The following is a 23,347-nucleotide window of genomic DNA, read 5'->3' as shown; positions in this document are numbered from 1 at the left end:
AGGAACTCGTACTAGTCCTTGACGGGCGTCACGGACTTGGCCTAGCTTTCCTCCTGTTCGGCGCGAGTGTGTTTCGGGTCCCCGCCGGTCGCTCCCAAAAGGGTCCAGAACGACCACTCCGTCAGCCGAACAGGCTGCGGGTGAAGGGCTTTGCAGCCCGCAATTTCGGAAATTCCTCCCGGAATTTCCCGGGCATTTTGGGACGCCAAAACGGGCCGGAAAAGGCCCAGCGGTGACCTGTCGCGTTACGAGTTTTGGGGCGTTGAACGCATGACCCGAACGGTCCGCCTGGGCCGGTCAGGGACATGCCGCCGCCGGATCGGTGCCAGCCGAATCCTGCGGTCGAGAGAAACAGGCCGGTCCACCGGCTGAGCTTGCGGGGCTCTGGCCCCCACCCTTTGGACGGAAGGATGGGACCAGGGACTCGCTTTGGGAATAACATTTCCGGACCATCCCTCGCGGCAATGCAGGGAGGCCGGGCAGAAGACGGGGCACGACGCATGATTATCGAACGGCGCAACACCACAGCTGGACAGTCTCCTTACGGTGGGATCAATTTCAGGCTGACCACGTCTGAGATCCGCAATCCCGATGGCTCCGTCGTGTTCCGGGCTGACAATGTCGAGGTGCCCGAGTTCTGGTCGCAGGTCGCCTCCGACGTGCTCGCGCAGAAATATTTCCGCAAAGCCGGCGTCGCCGCGCGCCTGAAGAAGGTCGAGGAAGAGACCGTCCCCTCCTGGCTGTGGCGCTCGGTGCCCGACACCGAGGCGCTCGCGCTGCTGCCCGAGAACGAGCGCTATGTCGGCGAGACCTCGGCCAAGCAGGTGTTCGATCGCCTGGCCGGCTGCTGGACCTATTGGGGCTGGAAGGGCGGCTATTTCTCCTCGGATGAGGACGCACAGGCCTTCTTCGACGAGATCCGCTATCAGCTCGCGAAACAGATGGTGGCGCCGAACTCGCCGCAATGGTTCAACACCGGCCTGCACTGGGCGTACGGCATCGACGGCCCCGGCCAGGGCCACTATTACGTCGACCACAAGACCGGCAAGCTGACCAAGTCGAAATCGGCTTACGAGCATCCGCAGCCGCACGCCTGCTTCATCCAGGGCATCGAGGACGACCTCGTCAACGATGGCGGCATCATGGACCTCTGGGTGCGCGAGGCGCGCCTGTTCAAATACGGCTCCGGCACCGGCTCGAATTTCTCGCGCCTGCGCGGCGAAGGCGAACGGCTGTCCGGCGGCGGCCGCTCGTCGGGCCTGATGAGTTTCCTCAAGATCGGCGACCGCGCTGCGGGCGCGATCAAGTCCGGCGGCACCACCCGCCGCGCGGCCAAGATGGTTGTGGTCGACATCGATCACCCCGACATCGAGACCTATATCGACTGGAAGGTGAAGGAAGAGCAGAAGGTCGCCGCCCTCGTCACCGGCTCCAAGATCAACCAGAAGCATCTGAAGGCGGTGCTGAAGGCCTGCGTCAACTGCGAAGGCTCGGGCGACGACTGCTTCGATCCCGAGAAGAACCCGGCGCTCCGCCGCGAGATCAAGCTCGCGCGCCGCGCCATGGTGCCCGACAACTACATCAAGCGGGTGATCCAGTTCGCCAAGCAGGGCTACAAGGACCTGCAGTTCGACATCTACGACACCGATTGGGATTCGGAAGCCTATCTCACCGTCTCCGGCCAGAACTCCAACAACTCGGTGTCGCTGAAGGATGACTTCCTGCGCGCGGTCGAGACCGACGGCGACTGGAACCTGATCGCCCGCACCAACAAGAAGGTGACGAAGACGCTGAAGGCGCGCGATCTCTGGGAGAAGATCGGCTACGCCGCCTGGGCCAGCGCCGATCCGGGTCTGCACTTCAACACCACGATGAACGACTGGCACACCTGCAAGGCGTCCGGCGACATCCGCGCGTCGAACCCGTGCTCGGAATACATGTTCCTGGACGACACCGCCTGCAACCTGGCGTCCGCGAACCTGCTGACCTTCTACACCCCCTCCCTTCCCTCCCCCGCAGGCGGAGGAGGGTTGGGTGGGGGACGCTTCGACGTCGAGTCATACGAGCACCTGTGCCGGCTCTGGACCATCGTGCTCGAGATCTCCGTGCTGATGGCGCAATTCCCGTCGAAGGCGATCGCGGAGCTGTCCTACGAGTTCCGCACGCTCGGCCTCGGCTTCGCCAATATCGGCGGCCTCCTGATGACCATGGGTCTGCCCTACGACTCCAAGGAAGGCCGCGCGCTCTGCGGCGCGCTGACCGCCGTGATGACCGGCATCGCCTACAAGACCTCGGCCGAGATGGCGGCCGAGCTCGGCACCTTCCCCGGCTACAAGAAGAACGCGGCCCACATGCTGCGGGTGATCCGCAACCATCGCCGCGCCGCGCATGGGAATGCGTCGGGCTATGAGGCGCTCGCGGTCAACCCGGTGCCGCTCGACCACGCCTCCTGCCCGCAGGCCGACATCGTCACGCACGCGACCAGGGCCTGGGACGATGCGCTGGCCCTCGGCGAGATCAACGGCTATCGCAACGCCCAGACCACCGTGGTGGCGCCGACCGGCACCATCGGCCTCGTGATGGATTGCGACACCACCGGCATTGAGCCCGATTTCGCGCTGGTGAAGTTCAAGAAGCTCGCCGGCGGCGGCTACTTCAAGATCATCAACCAGGCGGTGCCGGAAGCCTTGCGCGCGCTCGGCTATCGCGAGAGCGAGATCGCGGAGATCGAGGCTTACGCCGTCGGCCACGGCTCGCTGTCCAACGCGCCGGGCATCAATGCCTCGACCCTCAAGGCCAAAGGCTTCACCGACGAGGCGATTGCCAAGGTGGAGAAGGCGCTGCCGACCGCGTTCGACATCAAGTTCGCCTTCAACAAATGGACCTTCGGCGAGGACTTCATCCGCGACCAGCTCGGCATCGGCGCGGAAGCGATCGCAGCGCCCGGTTTCGACCTGCTGTCGGCGATCGGCTTCTCCAGGCGCGAGATCGAAGCGGCGAACGTCCACATCTGCGGCGCGATGACCGTGGAAGGCGCCCCGCATCTGAAGGCCGAGCACTATCCGGTGTTCGACTGCGCCAATCCCTGCGGCAAGATCGGCAAGCGCTATCTCTCGGTCGAGAGCCACATCCGCATGATGGCGGCGGCGCAGCCGTTCATCTCGGGCGCGATCTCCAAGACCATCAACATGCCGAACGACGCCACGGTCGAGGACTGCAAGGCAGCCTACATGCTGTCCTGGAAGCTGGCGCTGAAGGCCAACGCACTCTACCGCGACGGCTCGAAACTGTCGCAGCCGCTCAACTCGCAGCTCATCAGCGATGATGAAGACGAGGACGATGCGGTGGAGGCGCTCTACGAGAAGCCGGTGGCCGCGCGTGCCGCGCAGGTCTCCGAGAAGATCGTCGAGAAGCTGGTCGAGCGCATCGTCGTGATGCGCGAGCGCGAGAAGATGCCGGATCGCCGCAAGGGCTACACCCAGAAGGCGGTGGTCGGCGGCCACAAGGTCTACTTGCGCACCGGCGAATATGACGACGGCCGTCTCGGCGAGATCTTCATCGACATGCACAAGGAAGGCGCCGCGCTCCGCTCCTTCATCAACAACTTCGCGATCGCGGTCTCGCTCGGCCTGCAATACGGCGTGCCGCTCGATGAATATGTCGACGCCTTCACCTTCACCCGCTTTGAGCCGGCGGGCCCGGTGCAGGGCAACGACTCCATCAAGTATGCGACCTCGATCCTCGACTATGTCTTCCGCGAGCTCGCGGTGAGCTATCTCGCCCGCTTCGACCTCGCCCATGTCGACCCCAACGAGAGCGGCTTCGACGCGCTCGGCAAGGGCGTCGAGGAAGGCAAGGACCCGGAGGGGCCGCAGCACCAGGCGACGAAGTACCTGTCACGCGGCCTCACCCGCTCGCGCACCGACAACCTCGTCGTCATGCGCGGCGGCTCGACCGCAGTCAGCCAGACCGCCGACAACGCCCCCGCCGGCGGCTCCCGCGTCACCGCCCTCTCCTCCCAAGGCGCGTCTCGCGTCTCCGACACCATCGAAGGCGCCGTGGCGCTGAAGCAGGAGACCGAGCACGACCTTTCGCCCGCGGAGAAGGTAGGACACTGGAGCAAGGCCGGCACCGCCGCTGCCCTCGCCCCCAGCAAGGCCGAACGTCGCGCTGAGGCGAAAGCCAAAGGCTACGAAGGCGAGATGTGCTCAGAGTGCGGCAACTTCACGCTGGTGCGGAATGGCACGTGCATGAAGTGCGATACGTGCGGGTCGACGACGGGGTGTTCGTGATCTGACTTAGGCGCAAGCCGCTCGGAGGCCTTCATGCCTGTCGTGTTTCGCAACAGCGGCTTGCGCTACTATTTCTTCTCGAACGAGGGGCAGCCACCGGAACCGGCCCATGTCCACATCAAGGGTGGTGGAAGAGATGCCAAAGTCTGGCTCGAGCCGGAGATTACGCTAGCCGACAGTTACGGCTTTAATCCGCGCGAGCTTTCGAATATCCTGCGAGTTGTCGCCGAGAACCGGGATCTTATCTTGAGAGCGTGGCATGAGCACTTCGCCAACTAGTGTTCGGTTCGACGAGCACACGATGTGGGTCGAGCTGTCCGACGGACGGACGCTGGGCGTCCCCATCGCGTGGTTTCCACGACTGCTGCACGCAACGCCTGCGGAGCGTGAGCAGGTTGAGCTAAGCAGAGTCGGGCTGCACTGGGAGGCGATCGATGAGGACATCTCCATCGCAGGCCTCCTGGCCGGTCACGGGGATGTCACTCGATCCACGCAGCATGCAGCTTGACTAACATCGCATCAAACCATGTGGGCGGACTAGCCCGCAGGGCCGATTAGCCGTAGGCGTAATCCTCCTCGCGCTGCACTGCGCGCGGGTTTGAACCCTATGGAGCACTTCACCACGAGTAGATTGACCGCCGAGAGGTTGCACGAATGTCACCTTGAGGACTTGGTCGCGCTGCACTTGGATCCGGAAGTATCTCGCTATTTGGGTGGCGTGCGCTCGCCCGAGACAACGCGGGCCTATCTGAGCCTCAACATTGCCCATTGGGACCGTCATGGCTTTGGGCTCTGGGCGTTGAGAACTCGGACCGGCGAATTCGCGGGGCGCGCTGGAATCCGGCACATTTTCGTTGAAGGCGTTGAAGAGGTTGAGGTTGCCTACACGTTCAAGCGAATGCTTTGGGGGCGAGGATTCGCGAGCGAAATCGCATATGCGCTGACCAGTATCGGGCTGCGGGAGCTTCGCTTGCCGTCTCTTATCGGAGTGGTTTCCGCCAAGAATTGCGCATCGCGTCGCGTCTTGGAGAAATCAAATTTCATCCTTGAGCGCGGAGCGACCTATCACGACGAGGAAGTCATCGTTTATCGTTCGCCGACCGCAGCCGCGTTGCCAGATCGCGGCTTACCCGCATATGCATTAGCGTAGCTCGTAGGGCGGATTAGTCTTACTGCGTCATGATTTTTCTGCGCGTGCGTGATGCGGCGAGGACGCCGCAACAAGGGCATCGTGTGATCGTTTTGCTGAGGGCACGGCTCAGCCGCACGCGCATGGTTGCAATCGAGTTCGGGACGAGGCGTTCAGGCCGCAAGGGCAGATCCTCTGGGTCGATAGTTGTCGGGTAAGGGAGGGACCTGGACTGGCGAGGCGGAACGAGGTCCTGAGGGGGGAATCGTCGCCTGTTCGGCGATGAGGAAGCCGTAGGCCGCGATACACAGGGTTGCGTGATGATGGAAGCCACGCCAGCCGCGCCCTTCGTAGTGACCGAGTCCGACCTCCTGCTTGAGCTCCTGATAGTCGCGCTCGATGCGCCAGCGCAGCTTGGCCAGATCGACGAGCTGCGTGAAGCTGACGTTCTCCGGCAGCGTGGAGAGCCAGTATTTGGTCGGCTCGGCTTCGCCCTCCGGCCATTCGATCAACAGCCACTCAGGCGACAGCTTCTCGGGGATCAGCTTGTTGTACCCGACGCGGACACGCACACGGGCGAAGCGCGAGGATAGCTGGTCGGCCGAGCCTTCCCGCCACGTCACCGTGCGCCAAGCCTGCTTCGGTAGACCGAGTGCCACTTTTTTGGCCGAGACCAGTTCGGGCTCGTCGCGGCGGCCGGTGTTGTTCATCGGCTTGTCCATCCGCCGTGGGCCGCTGCCAGGGGCCCACATCAAGATGGTCGGCACGATGCCGACCACGTAAGGCACACCCAATTCCGTCATGCCTGCACGCAGCCGCGCGTCCCTGCCGTAGGCCGCATCCATCAACGCGACGCCGCGTGGCAGGCCGCTCTCGCAGGCCCCGCGGATTTGCTCCAGCGCGATCTGCGGCTTGGTCTTGAACTTGATCTGTTTCGGCACGCCTGCCTTCTTCCGCCGGGCACGATCCTTCGTCCAGGCTTCCGGCAAGTACAGCCGATAGGCCACCGGAAGGCTGGCGGCATGATTGGCAACCGACAGCGACACCGCCACCTGGCAATTGGCCTGCTTGCCGAGCTGCCCGCAATATTGGTGGTGCACGCCGACCGAATGCTTGCCTTGCTTGGGGAACGAGGTGTCATCGATGATCCACGCCTCGATCGGTCCGCTCTTCTCGATCGCCGGCAGCACCATCTCGCGCACCTTCGCCAGCACGTCCTCATCCGACCATGCCGCGTTGGCGACAAAATGCAGCAACGACTGGTGCTGTGCCGCCGTGCGCGCTGGAGCCGTCCGCGCCGCCATCGGCTCAACGCTCTTGCGTTCCCCAGGCAGCATCAGGCCCGTGCAATAGTCGCGCAGCGGTCTCGTCCGCTCCACGTGACCGATCACGCTTCCAAGACCGGCTACATACTCCGCAAACCGCGTTTCGCTATCGCCACCCTGATCGAGATTCATCTGGCCCTCCGCGCCAAATATTGAATCTCCTCAATTACTTGATTCTCAGCCTCAATGACTGCGACCGTCTGACTCAGTACGATTAGCGCCAGCGTAATCTGCCTTGCACTTTCGCCGCTGACAGCCACAAAAGGCAAGTCGGCCACCCCGGTCCTGAACCAGTACAAGTGAATCGGGCGCAGTCCTGGTAGACACCCGACACTCGAACGACGGTGGCTTTAATAGGGTTGCGTTGGGCACCATCAGCATGGGCTCGCTATCGCCATTCGCGAGCCCTGTCGTGGGCCTGACATCCACTTTCCAAACGTAGGTCTGATCTGGCAACGCTGCCGGCGCTTAGGATGTGACGTACGCCGCCTGCCCCTGCGCGAGATACTGGAAGAGCTTATAGTTCATCCAAATATAGCCACCCCTGCCGTTCCACTGGTGACCCCAGCTCTCGCCGAAGCTATTCTGGATCAGAATGGCCTCGTTGGCGTCATCGTAGCCAATGATGAGCATGCAGTGGCCGACAAGTTGGCCGCTTGGGTTCGTAACCTTGTTGAAGGGACCGGTCATCGGGCTCGGGGAAGAGCTGCTGTAGGTCATGAAGCCCTCGTTAAGCGCGGTGCCATAGCAGAGCGCCCCGCCATTGGCGATGACCGCCTTGACGGCATCGAGATCGGACGTCTCCACGATGGCCCAACCGGGTATCTGGAAGTTCGGGTCGATAGTCGCGTTCGGGTCGTAGCTCGACCAAAGCTCCTTGCAATTAGGATAGTAACGCGACGTCGCCAAGTTCGGTGTCCCGCCCTGTTTCAGAATATTGAGATAGGAACCGAGCTGCGAGCCCTGGCAGGTCGTGGCTCCGTAGCTCTTCATGACTTGAATATAGATGTGGGCAGGACTCGCCTGCAGCGACGTGCTCGATGGCGACTGGCCAGACGTAGCGGCAGCCGTGTAGGTGGCGAGGCCATAAGTCGATGCCCATGCCGCGCAACTGCCGGGGCTGCCCTCGTGCTGTGCCGTCCCCTGGGCTTTCGGCGGTGGCAAATAGTCCGGATTAACCGTCGCATTTGTCGGGAGCGTTCCCGTAAAGACGGGCCTGATCGACGGCCCTGTTTCGACGATCGTCGGATCATAGCCCAAGTTCAAAACTGCTTCCTGCGTCGACATTAAACCTCCCATCGATAAAGGTCGGAACGATCGAGAAAGAGGCCAAGCGGCAATGCCGCCAAGCCAAGTTCTGCGGAGAATCTCCCGCCCTGGTTGAGTAGCGACTGATCTGCGAGGAGTCGAAAGGTCATGGGAACAGTCCTTCTATTCGGCGACTTGCATCGCAAGCCGCTAAAATACCGTGGGATCTTCTTGCGTTCGCTGTGGTTCGGCTCCGGTCCGGTCGAGGCCTGTTCCCATACACAACTTTAGATAGTTTGATCGTGCGTCGCCACTAGTCCTTCAGGTGGTCGCGCAACAATCGTTTTGCAGAGCTTATGAGGAGTAACGTGGGGAAATGAGATTCAAAGAAATATGTATCGAACGCCTTGAAGCGTTGCGGCTTCAAGTTGCGCGCGTTCGGTGAGCCATCGATGCGCGGCGTCTGCGCGTCTGTGATGAATCTTGCCTAGCGTTCTATGTCAGGAAAAGTCGTTGGAAGATATCGACCAGAGACTGGGACCAAGTCTTCAGTCGGCCGCCTGGGACTTTCAGTCACATCGCAGTTTTTTTGCCTGTCGGTTGTCGGCAACGCATTGTCGCGTCGACAGAGGACAAGCTAGGTTGCAATCAGTGGACATTCCAAGCGGGCATCGAGTCCAAAACTTGCCTGAAAGACAGCGATGCTCGCACCGGTGACGGGCAACCAGCGCGTAGAGCGCTTAGCCGAAGGCGTAATCCGCCGTTCGTTTCTCAAGATCAGCGGGTTACACTCCACTAACTACCCCGCCCCACTTGCTGTTCGTCGACGCGATCAGCAGAGCGTCAAGGGATAGACCGTCGGGTGCGGGCGTTGCCGCTGATGGCCGCAGAAGGCAGGTTACCCCGGTCCTGAACCACTACAAGTGAATCGTGTGCAGTCCTGGTAAACACCCCGACACTCGAACGATGGCCGCTGTTTCAGACGACGACAATCGCGATATCGCGCACGACAGGTATTCATGCATTGCTGCCTGGCGGTCTGAGCGGCTGCCAACGTATCAGTGGCGAGATCGGAATCGCGCGCATTGAGTCTTCCAATACTCAAGGACAGAGACACTGCCAGCAGCGCGCAAACGACTGCTTAGTGCATTTCATGGCTCAGCTCCCATTTTAGGTCGAAAACCGATCAATTTTGGAGCGATGTCGCAGATTGTCGTTCTCGTGTCGCCGTGGCTCGTGGCAATATTATTATGGTTAGCTCGGAACGTTGTGCGGCCACTGCTTGCCCGCCGCGCTCTTTCATCCGAATCTGCAACTCTGATGGTCACCTTCGACAAGCAATTTCGCCGGCAACTTCGCGAACTCCTCATCTGGCGTCGCGACGTGCGGCGATTCCGGACCGATCCGCTGCCTGACGGCGCCTTGGAGCGGCTCATCGATATCGCCTGCCTGTCCCCATCGGTCGGCCTGAGCCAGCCGTGGCGGTTCGTCATCGTGGAGGACCCGGCAAGACGCAGCGCCGTAATCGACGATTTCAGGGCCTGCAACGCCGATGCCCTGGCATCCTATTCGGGCGATCGCGCGGCCCGATATGCCGCACTGAAGCTGTCAGGTCTCGAGGAGGCGCCGGGTCATCTGGCTGTCTTCGCGGACAAGGCCGGCGATATCGGCCACGGCCTCGGACGCGCAACCATGCCGGAAACGATCGAATATTCGGTCGTCGCCGCCATCTGCTCGATGTGGCTCGCCGCGCGGGCCGAAGGAATCGGGCTCGGATGGGTGTCGATCCTGAACCCGGTGCGGATCAATGAAATTCTGGACGTGCCAAGCTCTCAGAAACTCGTCGCTTATCTCTGCGTGGGCTATCCCCAGATGGAGCTTGACCATCCCGAGCTTGAACAAGCAGGTTGGGAATATCGACACCCTTCGCATGAGTTCACGACACGACGATAACTCGTCAGCCCGCCGCGAGGCCTTCCCCTAGAGGAATCGGCGATCAGGTTCAAACGCAGAACCGGCGAGGCTGCGCTCCCTCTCCCGCTTGCGGGAGAGGTGAAATCAATCCGCAGCCGATTCAACCTGATCGGCTCATGCTCTAGGTCAACACGATCTCAGCGCGGCGGCGGCCAGCGGCCTGGCTGCGCGTAGAAAAAGGCGAAGCGCGGGTTGATCCCGCAATATGAGAACGTGCCGGATGCGCTCGCCAGGCATTGCTGGTAGGTCCAGTAGTAGCAAAGGCCCGGAAGGCCATAGTCCTTTCCCTGCAGGCAGTAAGGGTAGTCCTGCGCGGCGGCTGGCGCGATTGCGCCCACAGCTACCGGAACGGCCACGGACAGGGCGAACAAAAGACGCCGCATGAGATACCTCCTGAGAATTGGTGCCTGGTTCGACGGAGGAAGTCGTTGTTGCGATGTTGCCGAAAAGCAGCGCCATCGATTTCGAACCAATCGAGCACAGGCCCGAAGGTGCGCACCAGGGAAGGAAAGAGGTCCGTCCGAGAACCAGGGCGCCCGGCCAGCGTGGGCCCACCAGGAGCGGCGCGCTATGCGGATTCGGAATCTGCGCAGCTCAATTGTGCGATCGGCCACGAAAGGCAAATCGAGCAGGCACGGCCGACCCGAAACGTTCTGCATCTGACTCTATTTCGTTCCCAAAGAACGAATCGGAATCGAGTAAATCGGTCGCGATGAAAGCCTAACGATTGGTTTCTACGGGACTTGTCGAAGGCGCAAACAGCTCGGCGTTGATGGGAGCTGCGTCTGCTGCGCCGGGGGCATGAACCCGGCGGAAGCGTCCGGCCGAGGTCGCCATAAATTCTCCCTCACGCCCGCGTTGTCTTGATCAAAGCGGCGGCGGGGCCTATCCTTCTCGACAATCTCGGACTGCCGCACTCATTCCGTTGATGCAAGACTGAATGGAGAGCGCATCGGTGCCTCAGACGGATGACCCGAAGCCGGACGAACCGCACGGCATGAAACCCGCCGATGGCGAGCTGGCCCGCGCCTATGAACGGATCAAGAGCGCCGAGGAAGACCTTGCACGGTTGGACCGAATGGTCGCCGGACTGGAGCGCGGCGGCGACAGCCCACCAAACCAGCAGAAAAGCGCCGAGGCGGAGCGACGCGACGCTGCCGTGAACGAGGCGCCAGCATCGGAGAACCAGGCTCCTCCCCCAGGCCCGAGACGGGGCCGGCCGATGCTGCGAGTCCTCGTCGGCCTTCTCCTGGCGATAGGCATCGTTGGTGCTGCCTTCGCTGCGCGATATGGCAATGAGGCCAAGGCGATCATGGCGCGATGGATCCCGCAAGCCTCGATCGCGCCCTCGGCGGCGTCCGAGCCTCGCGCTTCGACGAAGTCGCTGATGGTCCAGGTCGCCGATGCGGGCGAACAGCCCTCCCCGCCAGCTCCTGCGAGCCAGAAAGACGTGCCGGCGCCTTCGAGCGGCAAGGAAACGAAAGACGTTCCGCCCGCCGCCACCCCATCCGCCGACTCGACATCCGCCGACGTGGCACAATCGCTGAAGACCATCGCGCAGGGCCTTGCGAACATCAACGAAAAGCTGGAGCAACTGAAAAGCAGTCACGACCAGACGCTTCGCGAGCATTCCGACGCCATTCAACAGCTCAAGACGACGCAGGAGCAAGGTGCCCGGGACAGCGCGCGCATCGCTGCGCAGATACAGGCGCTGCAAGCACAGCTTGCCGCCTTGTCCGCGAAATCTTCCGCGCCGACCGTGAAGAAGGAAAACGATGCTGCTGCGCGCCCGCGCCTGCCCGCAGCCGCACCTCTGCGGCCCAGGCGGCCGCCAGCGCCCTGGAGGCCGCCGCCGTATATGGCCGAACCCTGGGACGATCCGTATTGGTGAGGTGCGCAATATACGCGCAATACTGGCGGCCTCGGATCGAACGAAAGTGATGGACACACCGACGAATACAAACGCTGAGTTTATTTCTCTCCGGCGCAAACTGCTGCGAACATTTCGACGTTGAGGCACATGCCAGCGGAGGCAAAAATGAAGACAGTGATTGCGTTATTGTCGACGATTTTCATGCTGGTCGTATCTGGGGAAGCGCATTCCGAATCCGTTTTTGTTGCAAAAGTGCCCAGCGTCTGGCGCACGCCCAACGGTGCGGCGTTTTTGGAATTCCGTGGCAATCCCGATCAAAATCGTGCGTGGGTGTCAGCGACCCTGTGCGATAAATACGTCACTGGAGATTGGGCAGCGTCCGACTGCAAACTATACAACCAGCACAAAATCAGAGTTGCTGGCCTTATCTACGATAGCTCATCAGGCGCAATTCGCTTTGGCAGGCACGTGTGTGCGTGGGTGGAAAATGGACTTGCGGGGCCGATCTATCGGCAGACGGGCGACTGCAAACTCAACATCCACACCATTCGTGCCGATTACGACAATGGATTTGAGACGTACTGGCGACCGATGGATGTGATCACCATGCAACTGAATGATCCACGCGGGGAAAAGTAGCTCGCAGGGCGGATTGGATGCACTGTCGCCCAAAGGCCGGGTGATCCTCTACCGCTGCCGTTGCGCCAGATAGAATCCGGACAGCACCACGACCAGCCCCGTCGCCTGCAGCGCGGTCGGGGGCTCGCCGAGCAGGAGCCAGCCGACGAGCAGGGTCAGCGCCGGCACCATCGCCGGGAAGACGGCGGCGCGGGCAACGCCGAGAAGCTGGATCGAGAATGCGAACAGATACAGCGCCGCGGGGCCGGCCAGGACCCCCTGCCCCATCGCCTGCAGCGCGTTTTCGCCGAGGCCCAGCGCCATCACGCGGCCGAGACCGCCGGATGCCGCATAGACCGGCAGCAGCGAGAGCGACAGCACGCTGATGACGGTGGCCGCGGAGAAAGCGGAGACGCGCCAACGGCGCAGCAGCGTGCCGAAGACCGCGAACATCAATCCGGTCAGCACGAAGATCAGATCGCCCAGGACGCCGTCGGGCCCGATATGGCCGATCGATTCAGCGCCGATCACGGCAAGGCCGCCGACGATGACGACCGCCCCGAACACCCGCGAAAACGAGATCCGCTCCTTCAGGAAAGCGGCCGCGAGAAACACGCCGCCGAGCGTCGCGCAGGAAGGCTGGATGACGCTGCCATGCCCCAATGGCACGAACAGGAAGCCGGTATAGCTGATGATCGACATCACAGGTCCGCCGAGCACCATCAGCACCAGTCCGCGGCCCCATCCGATGCCGCAGAGATTGCCTATTCCGGCGCGAAGCACGAGCGGCAGGAACGCGATGCCCGACCACACGTAGCGATGCATCAGCAGGTCCGCGGGCGTGAATCCGACTTTCAGCCCGTGCCGTGTCGAAACGAAGCCGAGCGCCCAGAACAACGCCGCGCCAAGGCCGCAGGCGACCCCAAGCAGGGCCGGTTTCGCATCCGATTTTTGGGCTGGAGCATTGGCGCCGATGGTCGGCTTGGTCATCGCCGACGCTTACGTCAGCCGTCACAGCGGATCAACCCACGGCCATGCAAGGCTGACGGGCGCAGAGGCCGATTGGCGCCGTACAATTGGGAATCCCGATTCTGCTAAAAAACAACGTGCTCTAGTTTGGATATTCCTCCCTATGGGCTGAAAGGATCACCATGAACGGAAATCGATACTACGGAGTTCGGGTCGAGGGCGCGAAATACGGCGTGGGCTTCGGCTCCGCCCTGGCCATCGCGATCTCCTACACCAACAACCATTCGATCCTGTGGGCAATCATCCATGGCATCCTGGGCTGGCTCTACGTGATCTACGTCGCGCTGTTTCGGTGATATCAGGCGCGCAGCCATGAACCCGTAGAACGGATTGGCGTCGGCCTATTCCGCCGCACACTCTTGGCGCGTCGGCGGGTTACGCGGAGCCTGTCACCGGGCCGCGCGAAACGCAGACCCGGTGGCTGAGCCGCCCTATGCACTTCACTTCGATTGCATCACGCCGCCTTGGCGGTCTTCTCCGCTGGTGCGGTTTCCATGGCGCGCATGTAGAGATCGAGCAGGCTTTCGCGCTCGTCGCGCTCTTCCTTATCCTCTTTCCGCAGCTTGATGATTTCCTTGAGGATCTTCACGTCGAAGCCTTCGCCCTTGGCTTCCGAGAAGACTTCTTTCTTCTGCTCGTTCAACTCCTGCAATTCGGTGTCCAGATTCTCGATCCGCTCGACGAAGGAACGAATACGCCCGCCGGGAATGGTGATGTCAGACATGGTGCCTCTTTGCTGAATGAGGTCGTGAAAATGCGGGTAAAGAAATGACCAATTTGTTAACCCAAGAGCCCGCTGCGAGCAGCGCTCGCCAGAGCCAGCCGCATGGCGGATCAGCCTGAGGCTGATCACATTGACCCCCGTCGACTTAAGTCGAATCCTCAACATTCTCCGTAATTTCCCGATGGGGGATCACCCGGATTCTCCGCCGCCGTCCGTGCTGCTATCGATAGAGCCTGAGGTCGCTAGCCGCAGGAGGCGGAACATGGCTGAACTCTATTTCCATTGCTCTGACGCCGAACACGTTCTGATCGATGAATGCGGTCACGCCATGGACCTGGCCGAGGCGCGCGAGCACGCGGAAGGCCTGGTGCGCGCGCTCATCATGACGCCGAGCGATGAAGATTGGCGGAGCTGGATCCTGCACGTCACCGACGAGCTCGGCAACGAACTCCTCGACGTGCCGTTCACGTCCGTGCTCGGCAAGTTGCACTGAGGCGGGCGCCATGCCGCTCGCTAAAGCTTCCTGGCGGCCGCTGCGCCGACGCCTGCACGCGATCATCGCAAGCTGCCACAAGCTGATCGAAGCCGTCTGGGACCCCTATCGGCCCGAGCTTCATTACATGCGAGGGCGCGGCCCGAGATGGCACGCAAGGCATCGGGCCTCGTAAAGCGGATTGGCGGGCCGCACATCGGCGCAATTCGCGATCGAGCAACACCCCATCAATGTAAAAGGCCCGCGACATGGTCGCGGGCCTTTTACCGTCACAAGGCTTGGGACGCCTCGGTCAGCGGGATGCGAGCCCGGTTTCGGTCCGCGAGGCCGTCGCTGCCCTTACCTTCGGGCGCGGCGTGAGTACGCTGAGCTGGTGCGGGGAAGCCGCCGAGGGGGCGACCTGCGGCTGCTCCTGGACATTTGCGGCTCCCAATAGCCCGACTTGTACGGGCGAAATCGGCAGCCCCTTCACTGCGTAGGTCGGCAACTCCGCAGCGAAGCTGGCAGTGCCGCCTGCGATCGAGACCGCGACCACGGCTGCGATGGTGAGGGAAGTCTTCTTCACTGCAATTCTCCTGGGTAGGTTCGAAGCCAGGAGATAAGCCTCTTATTGCATTGCGGTACGCATCTTGTTGCATTGCAACAATGCAGGATTGCGATCCATCGCCTCGCGTAGCGATTTCTTTCGCCGCCCGCACGAAGCACAGCATCAGACCGCTGAAATTCGCACCGAAACAGAATACCTCCGTCATTCCGGGGCGCCCTCTTGGCGCGAGCCCGGAATCCATTCGTCCACGACCTCAAGCGGCGAAATGGATTCCGGGCTCGATGCTTCGCGATGCCCCGGAATGACGATGTGGCTAGTTTGGGTGCGACAAATCAACCCGACGGGCAAATCACCAAAAGTCTGTCCAGACTATCAGCGAAAAATATTCCGCTTCCGTCGTCGGGCAAATCAGCACTATTAATCCGCGCGTCTCACCCAAATGAGGGGCGGGTCGCGATCGTCACGAACGTTGCGGTGAGATGCGGTGGACGAGAGTGTCACGACTGACGAGCGTGGCACTCGCGGACGGCGAAGTCGTGTGGTTCTGGCGCCCCGACGCTGGCGCTAAGTTTTTTGCGTGAACAAATTCACGCGAGAGATGACGGTGGCAAGAAAGCCCGGTCACCGGGAAGAGCACGAAGTAAGCTGTAAAACCATCGCGCAGGGAAAGCCGGAGTTGCTTCGGTTGACCTGTGGTCCTACCCCCGTGCTTTTTGTTGCACGGGGCCCACGGGTGCAACCAGCACCCGGCTTTCCCTGCGCCCTCTGTTCGATGAGAGGGTGGAACGAGACGCAAAGCTCGGACGCATCGCGCCGCGAGAATGCGGACTCATATCCCTTCCGTTGTTTGATATTTGAATCAGAAGTCTGCGGCGGCGCCGTAGGGTGGGCAAAGCGAAGCGTGCCCACCATCACGAGCGTGGTGCTGGATGGTGGGCACGGCGCAAGTGCGCCTTTGCCAACCCTACAGCCTCAACCCGTACGCGCCCCATTCCCCTCACCGCGCCACCGGCCGGTCATGATCGTACAGCACGCGGACGCGAATGGTGCCGTCGACGGCCCTTAAGTCCGCCAGCAATCCCTCGCCCTCGCCGCCGACGACATCGGTCTCGAGCACGACATAGCCGACTTCCGGATCGGTCTGCAGGTATTGCGCGAGGATGTTGATGCCATGGCGGGCGACGGCGTCGTTCACCTGGCGGAGCACGCCGGGGACGTTGCGGTGCACGTGGATGAAGCGGGTGCCGGTCGGCCGGGCCGGGAGCTGCACCTGCGGGAAATTGACGGCGCCGAACGTCGAGCCGACATCGGAATAATCGATCAGCTTGCGCGCGACCTCGCCGCCGATGCGGTCCTGGGCTTCCTCGGTCGAGCCGCCGATGTGCGGGGTCAGGATCACGTTGGAAAGGCCCTGCAGCGGCGAGACGAAGCGGTCCGCATTCGAGGCCGGCTCCACGGGGAAGACGTCGACCGCCGCGCCGGCGAGCCAGCCTTCGCCCAGCACGCGGGCCAGCGCATCGAGATCGACGACGGTGCCGCGCGAGTTGTTGATGAGATAGGCGCCCTGCCTCATCTGCCGCAGCTCGCGCTCGCCGATCATGTTGGCGGTGGCCGGCGTCTCCGGCACGTGCAGGGAGACGACGTCGCTTGCCGCAAGCAGTTCGTCCAGCGTCTCGACCGGCTCGGTGTTGCCGTGACGGAGCTTGTCGGTCTGGTCGAAGAAGATCACGCGCATGCCCATGGCTTCGGCGAGGTTGGACAATTGCGAGCCGATATTGCCGTAGCCGACGATGCCGAGCGTCTTGCCGCGCACCTCGCGGCTGCCCTCCGCCGATTTGTCCCAGCCGCCGCCATGCGCCGCCACCGAGCGCGGGAACACCCTTCGGAGCAGCATCACCACCTCGGCGATGGTGAGTTCCGCGACGCTCCGGGTGTTGGAATAAGGCGCATTGAACACGGGAATGCCAAGCCGCCGCGCCGCGTCGAGATCGACCTGGTTGGTGCCGACCGAAAAGCAGCCGACCGCGATCAGCCGGTCCGCCGCCTCGATCACGTCGGCGGTGAGCTGGGTCCTGGAACGAATGCCCAGCATGTGCACGCCCGACAGCGCCCGCTTCAGCTCCTTGGCGCCGAGCGCCTTCGGCAGACGCTCGACCTCGGTATAGCCGTTGGTGTCGAACAGGCGAACGGCGGATACGTTCACGCCCTCCAGCAGCAGGACGCGGATCTTTTGCTTGGGCAGAGAGAGGGGCATCGGTCGTCCGATCGTGGTCTGGCCGGGCCGATCGTCGGAAATTTGGGCTGGCCCGGACCAGCGGACGGATATCCGCCCTTGCCGCCCGAGGCAACCACGGAAAGTACGACCGGCCGGGCGCTCATGTCCCGCCTACCCGCAATCGCCGTCGTCACAACGCGCTGGAGACCAGGGAAGTTGCGCTCGATCGGTCACACGCGCTCCGGATTACAACAGTAACGTTGTCGGCCGGCCGCTGGACGTTGCAGCCATCCCAATGCCTCAATCGGCCCTAAAGCCTGTTCGTGGCGCGCAAGAGTTACGCTGCGCGATTGATGGTCTGGCAGATTGGGGCTATCGCGGTGTCCTTGCAATTCGAACTCGATCGGCAGCAGAGCGGCTCGATCAGCGCAAATGCCGCCGGCGCGGCGGCGCTGCGATGGACGATGATCGCCCTTGTGGCGGCCGTCTGGATCAGCGCGGCGATCTTCGGTTTCTATATTGTTGCGATCTACCTCGGCGCGCTGGCGGACGGAAATCTCGATCAGTGGAACAGGGATCTGCCGCGCCTTCACGATCCGAATTCGTTCGTGGCGACGATGGGTATCGGATTGCATTTTGCGGCGGGCACGGTGCTCCTTCTGCTCGGCCCATTGCAACTGATCGGGGCTGTGCGGGCGAAAGCGCCGACGTTTCATCGGTGGGTCGGCCGGCTCTACGCGTTGTCGGCATTCATGGCGGGCCTGGGCGGGCTCGCGTTTATCGCCATGCAGGGCACGATCGGCGGCACACCGATGAACATCGGTTTCAGCCTCTATGGCGCGCTCACGGCCATCGCCGCCGTCGCAACGTTCTGGCACGCGCGAGGGAAACGCTTCGAGCAGCATCGCGCCTGGGCGATCCGATTGTTTGCGCTGGTGATCGGGTCCTGGCTCTACCGGATGGACTACGGATTCTGGCATTTGCTCGGCCACAACATGGGTCACACGCCGACGTTCGATGGCGGCTTTGACGTCGTGATGGCCTTCTTTTTCTACATTCCCAATCTGATCGTCGCAGAGGTCTTCATTCGCGCGCGCCAGCTCCGCTCTCCTGCTTACGTCAAAGTGGGAGCGGCGATTTGCATGGGTGTCGCCGCCGCGTTCATCGCAGTGAGCACGTATTATTTCACGGCCTTGCACTGGGGACCGAGGATTGTGCAGAGGCTTCTTTGACCTTGCGCCGGAGCACTCCGCCCCAGAGAAAAGACCGGCGGGCGTTACGCCGCCGGCCTTCTCTTGTAGCTGCCGGCTCCCGGAGTCCGGTTCCGCTGCAAATTCCTCTGCCCTTAGGCTGACGCCGATAAATTTAATAAAGTCTTAACAAAGCAATAGTGGCCTGGATCACACTCGCTACACGTCACCGGAAAACTACGGAGCCTTCATCGCGCGACGAGTCGCGTGATGCATTCGCGCATCGCTGCACACTGTTTGCGCGCGAAGCTTAACCATTGCGCGTTGCCAGTCCTAGGGAACCACCGACTCAGTGGTACCATGCAGTGCATACCGAAACAGGAGCGCTTCGGATGCCTTGCTACAGCTTCGATCTCGTCGTTGGGGAAGAGTTCAGGAATCAGGGCTCGATCATCCTCGAAGACCTGCACGTCGCCTCCGACAGAGCCGACCAGCTCGCCAACGAGCTCTCGCAAGTCAAGCCCGAGTTGAAAGCCAAAGGCTGCGCGGTTCGCGTCACCGACGTCGACAACGTCGAGCTCTATCGCACGCCGCTCGATCCTATTCCGGCGTGGCGCTCCGCAAGGCGGATTTGAGTAGCGGCGCGCGTCAATCGAGGTGAAGGCGGACGGCGCGCGAACGCTATCCGCCTTCGTATGATCCGCCTTCGTATGAAGAAGGCGGCGGCCTACACCGTGCTCGCCGACCTCGTTGCCACGTCACTGTCGAGACACGTGATGCCTCGCGGACCGGCGCGCATGGCGCGCCGGAGGCGTTGCAACCGACAGATCGACGCGCCCAACGGATGCCAGCGCATTCTGCGGATAGGAATGGGAGCCGACACCCAGGCTCTGATAGAATGCCTGCGCGCCAGGTTCCTGGACCGCCTGCTGCGCAACCGCCGGAGTGACGATCGCCGCCGATACCAATGCAACCGCGCTGAAAAGCTTGAACCTAGTCATTGCCTATTCCCCTTTCGACTTGACCAAACGAGTAGCGTTTGAACTCTCGCCAACGCTTCGAAGTCATCGTGGCGTTCGCCCCTGCAGATAGCGATCGGATGTTCACGTTCAATAGAATGACATTCATCATCTAAAAACATCATCGTGATCGATCACGATGGACGCGTGCGCGCAGAGCGGCCGGCGCATCGCGCCCCAATCATCCTCAGAAGAAGCTTCGCTGTGACCGCCGGCCGACGAACGGGACGTTCTTAATCGCGGCCTGAAATAGAATGATCTTCCCGGGCACCGACCGCCGATGCACCCCGCGCTCAATTCAGGCCGCCTCTCACGATATCGATCAGGCGTTCACGTTTTGCTGAATTGCCGGCGCCGGCAGCATGACGCGATCACGCTTTGATCGCCTAGCGCGCTATCACGTTCTAAAATTCAATGCGATAATCGCGCCGTCCACCGGCCGCAGATTTGCGCGAATGCAGAATCCAGACGCGGACTGGTGCAAGCGCAATCCGCCCTACATAAACCGCGAAAATCAAGCCGCCAACAATTGATCAAACTCCGCGGGGGCGTACGACTTGCCCTCGTCGTCCGTGATCACGACCTGCCAGCCGGCGCTCGCGAAGACACGCGCCTTGGCGACGATGACCAATGAACTCTGTCGTTCGACCTTGACCTTCTCGTTGTCGCGTTCTGCGATCATCCTGTAGGACAATTTCTTTATCCCGTGTTCTTGCTCTGCCCGGCTCGCCAATAGCCAACAGCCTTTGGCCGCAATTCGCCGGGAACGTGACGATTTGATGGAACGGCACCGACGCCGCCCCGACCGTCGCGACGGGCGCACGACGAAACGCAACAAAAAAGCGGCCCGTGGGCCGCTCTCCTGTCGCTACTTCGCTCCTCAGTAAGGATCGTAGCTGTAATAGGCGTAGGAATCATCCGGCTCGAACGGCGCAGCGGCGATCGCGGCTGCGGTACCGATCGCGCCGCCGATGACGCCGGCTGCGACCTCGCCCGGTCCCGGCCCGTAGTAGGGTCGGTGATAAACGGGCCCGTAATAGACCTGCCGATAATAATAACCCATGCGGGGGTAGCGGCCGGTGTTATAGGGCGTACCGACGCCGTAGCTGCCGGTCAGGTAGCGCGAGTTCGGATAGTTGAATCCGATCGAGCCGGGTTCCTGCGTGACGCCCTGCGCCATCAGCGGGGTGGCGAACGTCGTCGTTAACACGGCGGCGGCGCCCAATAATGCAAGCTTCTTCATCGGTCCTCCTCCAATGTGCCTCTTCGAAAGCGGCAACGATGGGGTGCGGATGCCGTTCCCATGGTTCGTTCAACGGGCCGTGAAGTTCCGGTTCCTCCGCGCTTCGGGCGCACGCCAGATGGCTAGACTTTGGTCTCCAGAGCGTGCCGCACACCCGGCAATCTGCTCCGCGCCGGCGCGGCGCGCCGCTTGGCGATCCAGAGATGAATGCCGCTACCCAGGACGATGATAGTGACGAGATCGAGCAGCGCCCAGACGATCTTGAGCGGCAGTCCGCCATAGTCGCCGAAATGCAGCGGTCGCGAGACCTGCAGCGCCCTCAGATACCAGGGCACCTGCGGCGCAATGATGTTCTCGCCATTGTTGGCGTCGACCAGCACCGGTTGCAGCATGCGCGCCGTGAACGGCGTTGCGCCCTTGGTCCAGACGATCACATGTTGCGGGCTGCCGAAACGAGCCGATGTCGGCATGGTGATGGATGTCACCAGCCTATCCGGAAATTTTTCACGCACGCGGCTGACGGCGGATTGAACGGAGGGAAGCGGCGCGACCGGTTTGCCCTGGTAAGGGGCAAGCAGGACCGGCACGAGTTGCGCGCGCCACAGGTCGAACAGCGGCGTCGCCAGCGTGTTGATCGTCCCGGTCAAGCCGACCACCAACGCCCAGATCACTGTGACGATGCCAAGCAGATTGTGCGTATCGAGCCATCTGAGCCGCGGCGACGACCCGCGTCGGATCGTGCCAAAATCCAGCCGCCGCATGAACGGCCAGTACACGACGATGCCCGAGATCAGTGACACCACGAAGACAAGCCCCATCACGCCGAGGAACAATTCGCCCGGCAAACCCGTGAACATGTCCTTGTGGATGCGCAGCACGAAATCCATCACGTCCTGATGCGGCGTCTCCTCGCCGAGCACCACGGCCGTGCGCGCATCGATGGTCACGCGATGAAACCGGCCAGGCACGGGAATGGCGGTCGGCGACATCGCCACCGTGACCAGCGGCTCCGTCTGTTTCAGATTGGCGAGGAGGACGAACTGGCCGGGATAGCGCTGCTTCGCGACCTCGATCAGGCGATCAAGCGATGCGCGCGGCGTGTCGGCCGGCATCTCAGGCGCCGCGATCTCCTCTTCGAGGAGCTCGTCGATCTCGTCATGGAAAACCAGCGGCAGGCCGGTCACGCACAGCATCAGCAGAAACACCATGCTGACCAGTGAGGTCCACGTGTGAATGCGCGACCACAGCCGGATCGTTTGCGGTCGAGCCATCGGCGTGTTTACCAGCGATAGCTGACCGTGCCCGTGATGGTGCGCGGGCTCGAGCATTGACAGCCGCCACTCATGGTGCAGGCCGTAGTGACGCGTTCGGGAATGTTCTTCACGTTGAGTGCCAAGTTGAATGCCGTTCGGCTGACGGTAGTGGTAGCGGATACCACCGCCGAAGCCCCAGCCGTCCAGCCCGCCGTCCTTGATAGCGCAATCCACATAGACGGGCGCGTGTTGCCGCGCAACCAGAAGCGGATCGTCTCGAAGGCGCTACGTTGCTTGGAATTCGTCTAATCAAGATCAGAGGTATCAAGGGAAGGAATGCCAATCGCTGGCGACGGCACCGCCGACAATTGGCGCTGCGCAAAAGGAAAAGCCCCGCCTCCACGAATGGAAGGCGGGGTTGAAGTTCATTGGGTAAGAAATCCGCACGCAATGGATAAGTTCAAGGCGCGGGACGTAGCGTTTCGAATCTATCGTGACGATGGGCGGCGGCAACGTGATTAAAGCGCCGAGCGCGAGGGAGATTTTCCCGACGACGACGAAGAAAATTCCCGAGCTACGGGACCATCAGCTAATGGAGCACATCAAGCCTGACGTTCGTGAGACCCTTGCCGACCATTCCGAGTTCTTGCGCGGCGGAATAGGAGACGTCGACGACCCGCCCCCGCACATACGGACCACGGTCGTTGACCCGCACCGTCACCGAACGGCCGCTCTTGACGTCGGTGACGCGAAGCTTGGTACCGAACGGCAAGGTCCGATGCGCCGCAGTCAATTCGTTCTTGTCGAACTTCTCTCCGCTCGCGGTCTGCGTATCCTCGCTGTAGAAGCTCGCGACACCCTGGGATGCGACTTTGGCATCGCCATCCTTGCGCGATGCGGCCCGCGTGTACTTCCGCGTCGCCGCCACCCGCTTCTTCATCGCTACCGCCGCGGTGCGGGTGTGCACGAACGATGCCTGCCTGCTCGCGCCGATCTCCGATCGCTGGCTGACGACGGTCGATTGCGCACAGGCCGCCAACGAAGCGGCCCCGAGAACAACCGCGATGAGCCGCGTGGCTCTCCACAGGGGACCGGATGACACCAAGTGCGCTTCAACCTGCGCCCGCCCTCTGATGTCGACGTACGAATTCACGGCACGGTCGAAACACATGTTG

23 protein-coding genes are annotated in these 23,347 nt (G+C 62.0%); 11 read left to right on the top strand and 12 right to left on the bottom strand.

Annotated elements, in window-relative coordinates; genetic code table 11:
* Positions 1-500: 500 nt before the first annotated feature.
* The 4 genes from ACVJGD_RS05565 (at position 501) to ACVJGD_RS05550 (ending at position 5,442) form a co-directional block, all read left to right on the top strand.
* The gene (locus ACVJGD_RS05565) at positions 501-4,292 is read left to right on the top strand and encodes a vitamin B12-dependent ribonucleotide reductase (RefSeq protein WP_456633409.1); all 3,792 of its coding nucleotides are present in this window, start codon (positions 501-503) and stop codon (positions 4,290-4,292) included.
* A gap of 33 nt (positions 4,293-4,325) precedes the next feature.
* Positions 4,326-4,571 carry a DUF4160 domain-containing protein gene (locus tag ACVJGD_RS05560; protein ID WP_456633408.1) on the top strand — a complete coding sequence of 82 codons (246 nt, stop codon included), beginning with the start codon at positions 4,326-4,328 and terminating at the stop codon, positions 4,569-4,571.
* On the top strand, positions 4,552-4,800 hold the full coding sequence (locus ACVJGD_RS05555) for a DUF2442 domain-containing protein (RefSeq protein WP_456633407.1): 249 nt from the start codon (positions 4,552-4,554) through the stop codon (positions 4,798-4,800). Before ACVJGD_RS05560 ends, ACVJGD_RS05555 begins: the two co-directional genes overlap by 20 nt.
* Before the next feature lie 99 nt (positions 4,801-4,899).
* The gene (locus ACVJGD_RS05550) at positions 4,900-5,442 is read left to right on the top strand and encodes a GNAT family N-acetyltransferase (RefSeq protein WP_456633406.1); all 543 of its coding nucleotides are present in this window, start codon (positions 4,900-4,902) and stop codon (positions 5,440-5,442) included.
* A gap of 152 nt (positions 5,443-5,594) precedes the next feature.
* Here ACVJGD_RS05550 and ACVJGD_RS05545 read toward each other — a convergent pair whose 3' ends face one another.
* Complete coding sequence (locus ACVJGD_RS05545; RefSeq protein ID WP_456633191.1) at positions 5,595-6,878, bottom strand: IS701 family transposase; 1,284 nt, start codon at positions 6,876-6,878, stop codon at positions 5,595-5,597.
* A 336-nt stretch (positions 6,879-7,214) separates the two neighbouring features.
* Complete coding sequence (locus tag ACVJGD_RS05540) at positions 7,215-8,033, bottom strand: C1 family peptidase (RefSeq protein WP_456633405.1); 819 nt, start codon at positions 8,031-8,033, stop codon at positions 7,215-7,217.
* 1,281 nt (positions 8,034-9,314) lie between these two features.
* Here ACVJGD_RS05540 and bluB point away from each other — a divergent pair.
* The gene (gene bluB, locus ACVJGD_RS05535; protein WP_456633404.1) at positions 9,315-9,947 is read left to right on the top strand and encodes a 5,6-dimethylbenzimidazole synthase; all 633 of its coding nucleotides are present in this window, start codon (positions 9,315-9,317) and stop codon (positions 9,945-9,947) included.
* 158 nt (positions 9,948-10,105) lie between these two features.
* Here the strand turns inward: bluB and ACVJGD_RS05530 are convergent, their stop codons facing one another.
* Positions 10,106-10,351, bottom strand: a complete 246-nt coding sequence (locus ACVJGD_RS05530; protein ID WP_456633403.1) for a DUF3551 domain-containing protein — start codon at positions 10,349-10,351, stop codon at positions 10,106-10,108.
* A gap of 572 nt (positions 10,352-10,923) precedes the next feature.
* Between ACVJGD_RS05530 and ACVJGD_RS05525 the strand changes: the two genes are divergently transcribed.
* Both ACVJGD_RS05525 and ACVJGD_RS05520 read left to right on the top strand, forming a co-directional pair.
* Positions 10,924-11,859, top strand: a complete 936-nt coding sequence (locus tag ACVJGD_RS05525; RefSeq protein ID WP_456633402.1) for a hypothetical protein — start codon at positions 10,924-10,926, stop codon at positions 11,857-11,859.
* Positions 11,860-12,006: 147 nt separating this feature from the next.
* Positions 12,007-12,480 carry a hypothetical protein gene (locus tag ACVJGD_RS05520; protein WP_456633401.1) on the top strand — a complete coding sequence of 158 codons (474 nt, stop codon included), beginning with the start codon at positions 12,007-12,009 and terminating at the stop codon, positions 12,478-12,480.
* A 48-nt stretch (positions 12,481-12,528) separates the two neighbouring features.
* On the opposite strand, the gene ACVJGD_RS05515 is transcribed toward ACVJGD_RS05520, so the two are convergent.
* Positions 12,529-13,449 (bottom strand): DMT family transporter, encoded by a 921-nt coding sequence (locus tag ACVJGD_RS05515; protein ID WP_456633400.1) that lies wholly within the window; start codon positions 13,447-13,449, stop codon positions 12,529-12,531.
* A gap of 161 nt (positions 13,450-13,610) precedes the next feature.
* Here ACVJGD_RS05515 and ACVJGD_RS05510 point away from each other — a divergent pair, with 161 nt between their 5' ends.
* Positions 13,611-13,784, top strand: a complete 174-nt coding sequence (locus ACVJGD_RS05510) for a hypothetical protein (RefSeq protein WP_166816488.1) — start codon at positions 13,611-13,613, stop codon at positions 13,782-13,784.
* A gap of 158 nt (positions 13,785-13,942) precedes the next feature.
* On the opposite strand, the gene ACVJGD_RS05505 is transcribed toward ACVJGD_RS05510, so the two are convergent.
* A complete protein-coding gene (locus ACVJGD_RS05505; protein ID WP_456640184.1) occupies positions 13,943-14,212 on the bottom strand; it encodes a DUF2312 domain-containing protein in 270 nt (89 codons plus the stop codon).
* A 262-nt stretch (positions 14,213-14,474) separates the two neighbouring features.
* Here ACVJGD_RS05505 and ACVJGD_RS05500 point away from each other — a divergent pair, with 262 nt between their 5' ends.
* On the top strand, positions 14,475-14,705 hold the full coding sequence (locus ACVJGD_RS05500; RefSeq protein ID WP_456633399.1) for a DUF6894 family protein: 231 nt from the start codon (positions 14,475-14,477) through the stop codon (positions 14,703-14,705).
* Positions 14,706-14,997: 292 nt separating this feature from the next.
* Here the strand turns inward: ACVJGD_RS05500 and ACVJGD_RS05495 are convergent, their stop codons facing one another.
* Together ACVJGD_RS05495 and serA are read right to left on the bottom strand one after the other, a co-directional pair.
* Positions 14,998-15,270 (bottom strand): hypothetical protein, encoded by a 273-nt coding sequence (locus tag ACVJGD_RS05495; RefSeq protein WP_456633398.1) that lies wholly within the window; start codon positions 15,268-15,270, stop codon positions 14,998-15,000.
* A 979-nt stretch (positions 15,271-16,249) separates the two neighbouring features.
* The gene (gene serA, locus ACVJGD_RS05490; RefSeq protein ID WP_456633397.1) at positions 16,250-17,506 is read right to left on the bottom strand and encodes a phosphoglycerate dehydrogenase; all 1,257 of its coding nucleotides are present in this window, start codon (positions 17,504-17,506) and stop codon (positions 16,250-16,252) included.
* Positions 17,507-17,847: 341 nt separating this feature from the next.
* Here serA and ACVJGD_RS05485 point away from each other — a divergent pair, with 341 nt between their 5' ends.
* Both ACVJGD_RS05485 and ACVJGD_RS05480 read left to right on the top strand, forming a co-directional pair.
* Complete coding sequence (locus ACVJGD_RS05485; RefSeq protein WP_456633396.1) at positions 17,848-18,699, top strand: DUF2306 domain-containing protein; 852 nt, start codon at positions 17,848-17,850, stop codon at positions 18,697-18,699.
* 350 nt (positions 18,700-19,049) lie between these two features.
* The gene (locus ACVJGD_RS05480) at positions 19,050-19,292 is read left to right on the top strand and encodes a hypothetical protein (protein WP_456633395.1); all 243 of its coding nucleotides are present in this window, start codon (positions 19,050-19,052) and stop codon (positions 19,290-19,292) included.
* A gap of 123 nt (positions 19,293-19,415) precedes the next feature.
* Here ACVJGD_RS05480 and ACVJGD_RS05475 read toward each other — a convergent pair whose 3' ends face one another.
* The 5 genes from ACVJGD_RS05475 to ACVJGD_RS05455 all read right to left on the bottom strand — a co-directional run bounded on the left by ACVJGD_RS05475 (position 19,416) and on the right by ACVJGD_RS05455 (position 23,211).
* Positions 19,416-19,658 (bottom strand): hypothetical protein, encoded by a 243-nt coding sequence (locus ACVJGD_RS05475; RefSeq protein WP_456633394.1) that lies wholly within the window; start codon positions 19,656-19,658, stop codon positions 19,416-19,418.
* A 532-nt stretch (positions 19,659-20,190) separates the two neighbouring features.
* Positions 20,191-20,370, bottom strand: coding sequence for a hypothetical protein (locus tag ACVJGD_RS05470; protein ID WP_456633393.1), 180 nt, complete (start codon positions 20,368-20,370; stop codon positions 20,191-20,193).
* Between the two features lie 186 nt (positions 20,371-20,556).
* Positions 20,557-20,919 carry a hypothetical protein gene (locus tag ACVJGD_RS05465; protein WP_456633392.1) on the bottom strand — a complete coding sequence of 121 codons (363 nt, stop codon included), beginning with the start codon at positions 20,917-20,919 and terminating at the stop codon, positions 20,557-20,559.
* Between the two features lie 122 nt (positions 20,920-21,041).
* On the bottom strand, positions 21,042-22,190 hold the full coding sequence (locus ACVJGD_RS05460) for a PepSY-associated TM helix domain-containing protein (RefSeq protein ID WP_456640183.1): 1,149 nt from the start codon (positions 22,188-22,190) through the stop codon (positions 21,042-21,044).
* 571 nt (positions 22,191-22,761) lie between these two features.
* Complete coding sequence (locus ACVJGD_RS05455; protein WP_456633391.1) at positions 22,762-23,211, bottom strand: septal ring lytic transglycosylase RlpA family protein; 450 nt, start codon at positions 23,209-23,211, stop codon at positions 22,762-22,764.
* Positions 23,212-23,347: the final 136 nt, after the last annotated feature.

Source organism: Bradyrhizobium sp. USDA 10063 (assembly GCF_054063735.1).
Note: the sequence above shows the minus strand (reverse complement) of the source record. Positions and strands in the feature narration are given on the sequence as shown.

Bases quoted from the DNA above. Each gene is read 5' to 3' on its own strand.
- ACVJGD_RS05565 (WP_456633409.1), top strand. From the start codon at position 501: ATGATTATCGAACGGCGCAACACCACAGCTGGACAGTCTCCTTACGGT.
- ACVJGD_RS05560 (WP_456633408.1), top strand. From the start codon at position 4,326: ATGCCTGTCGTGTTTCGCAACAGCGGCTTGCGCTACTATTTCTTCTCG.
- ACVJGD_RS05555 (WP_456633407.1), top strand. From the start codon at position 4,552: ATGAGCACTTCGCCAACTAGTGTTCGGTTCGACGAGCACACGATGTGG.
- ACVJGD_RS05550 (WP_456633406.1), top strand. From the start codon at position 4,900: ATGGAGCACTTCACCACGAGTAGATTGACCGCCGAGAGGTTGCACGAA.
- ACVJGD_RS05545 (WP_456633191.1), bottom strand. From the start codon at position 6,878: ATGAATCTCGATCAGGGTGGCGATAGCGAAACGCGGTTTGCGGAGTAT.
- ACVJGD_RS05540 (WP_456633405.1), bottom strand. From the start codon at position 8,033: ATGTCGACGCAGGAAGCAGTTTTGAACTTGGGCTATGATCCGACGATC.
- bluB (WP_456633404.1), top strand. From the start codon at position 9,315: ATGGTCACCTTCGACAAGCAATTTCGCCGGCAACTTCGCGAACTCCTC.
- ACVJGD_RS05530 (WP_456633403.1), bottom strand. From the start codon at position 10,351: ATGCGGCGTCTTTTGTTCGCCCTGTCCGTGGCCGTTCCGGTAGCTGTG.
- ACVJGD_RS05520 (WP_456633401.1), top strand. From the start codon at position 12,007: ATGAAGACAGTGATTGCGTTATTGTCGACGATTTTCATGCTGGTCGTA.
- ACVJGD_RS05515 (WP_456633400.1), bottom strand. From the start codon at position 13,449: ATGACCAAGCCGACCATCGGCGCCAATGCTCCAGCCCAAAAATCGGAT.
- ACVJGD_RS05510 (WP_166816488.1), top strand. From the start codon at position 13,611: ATGAACGGAAATCGATACTACGGAGTTCGGGTCGAGGGCGCGAAATAC.
- ACVJGD_RS05505 (WP_456640184.1), bottom strand. From the start codon at position 14,212: ATGTCTGACATCACCATTCCCGGCGGGCGTATTCGTTCCTTCGTCGAG.
- ACVJGD_RS05500 (WP_456633399.1), top strand. From the start codon at position 14,475: ATGGCTGAACTCTATTTCCATTGCTCTGACGCCGAACACGTTCTGATC.
- serA (WP_456633397.1), bottom strand. From the start codon at position 17,506: ATGCCCCTCTCTCTGCCCAAGCAAAAGATCCGCGTCCTGCTGCTGGAG.
- ACVJGD_RS05480 (WP_456633395.1), top strand. From the start codon at position 19,050: ATGCCTTGCTACAGCTTCGATCTCGTCGTTGGGGAAGAGTTCAGGAAT.
- ACVJGD_RS05475 (WP_456633394.1), bottom strand. From the start codon at position 19,658: ATGACTAGGTTCAAGCTTTTCAGCGCGGTTGCATTGGTATCGGCGGCG.
- ACVJGD_RS05465 (WP_456633392.1), bottom strand. From the start codon at position 20,919: ATGAAGAAGCTTGCATTATTGGGCGCCGCCGCCGTGTTAACGACGACG.
- ACVJGD_RS05460 (WP_456640183.1), bottom strand. From the start codon at position 22,190: ATGGCTCGACCGCAAACGATCCGGCTGTGGTCGCGCATTCACACGTGG.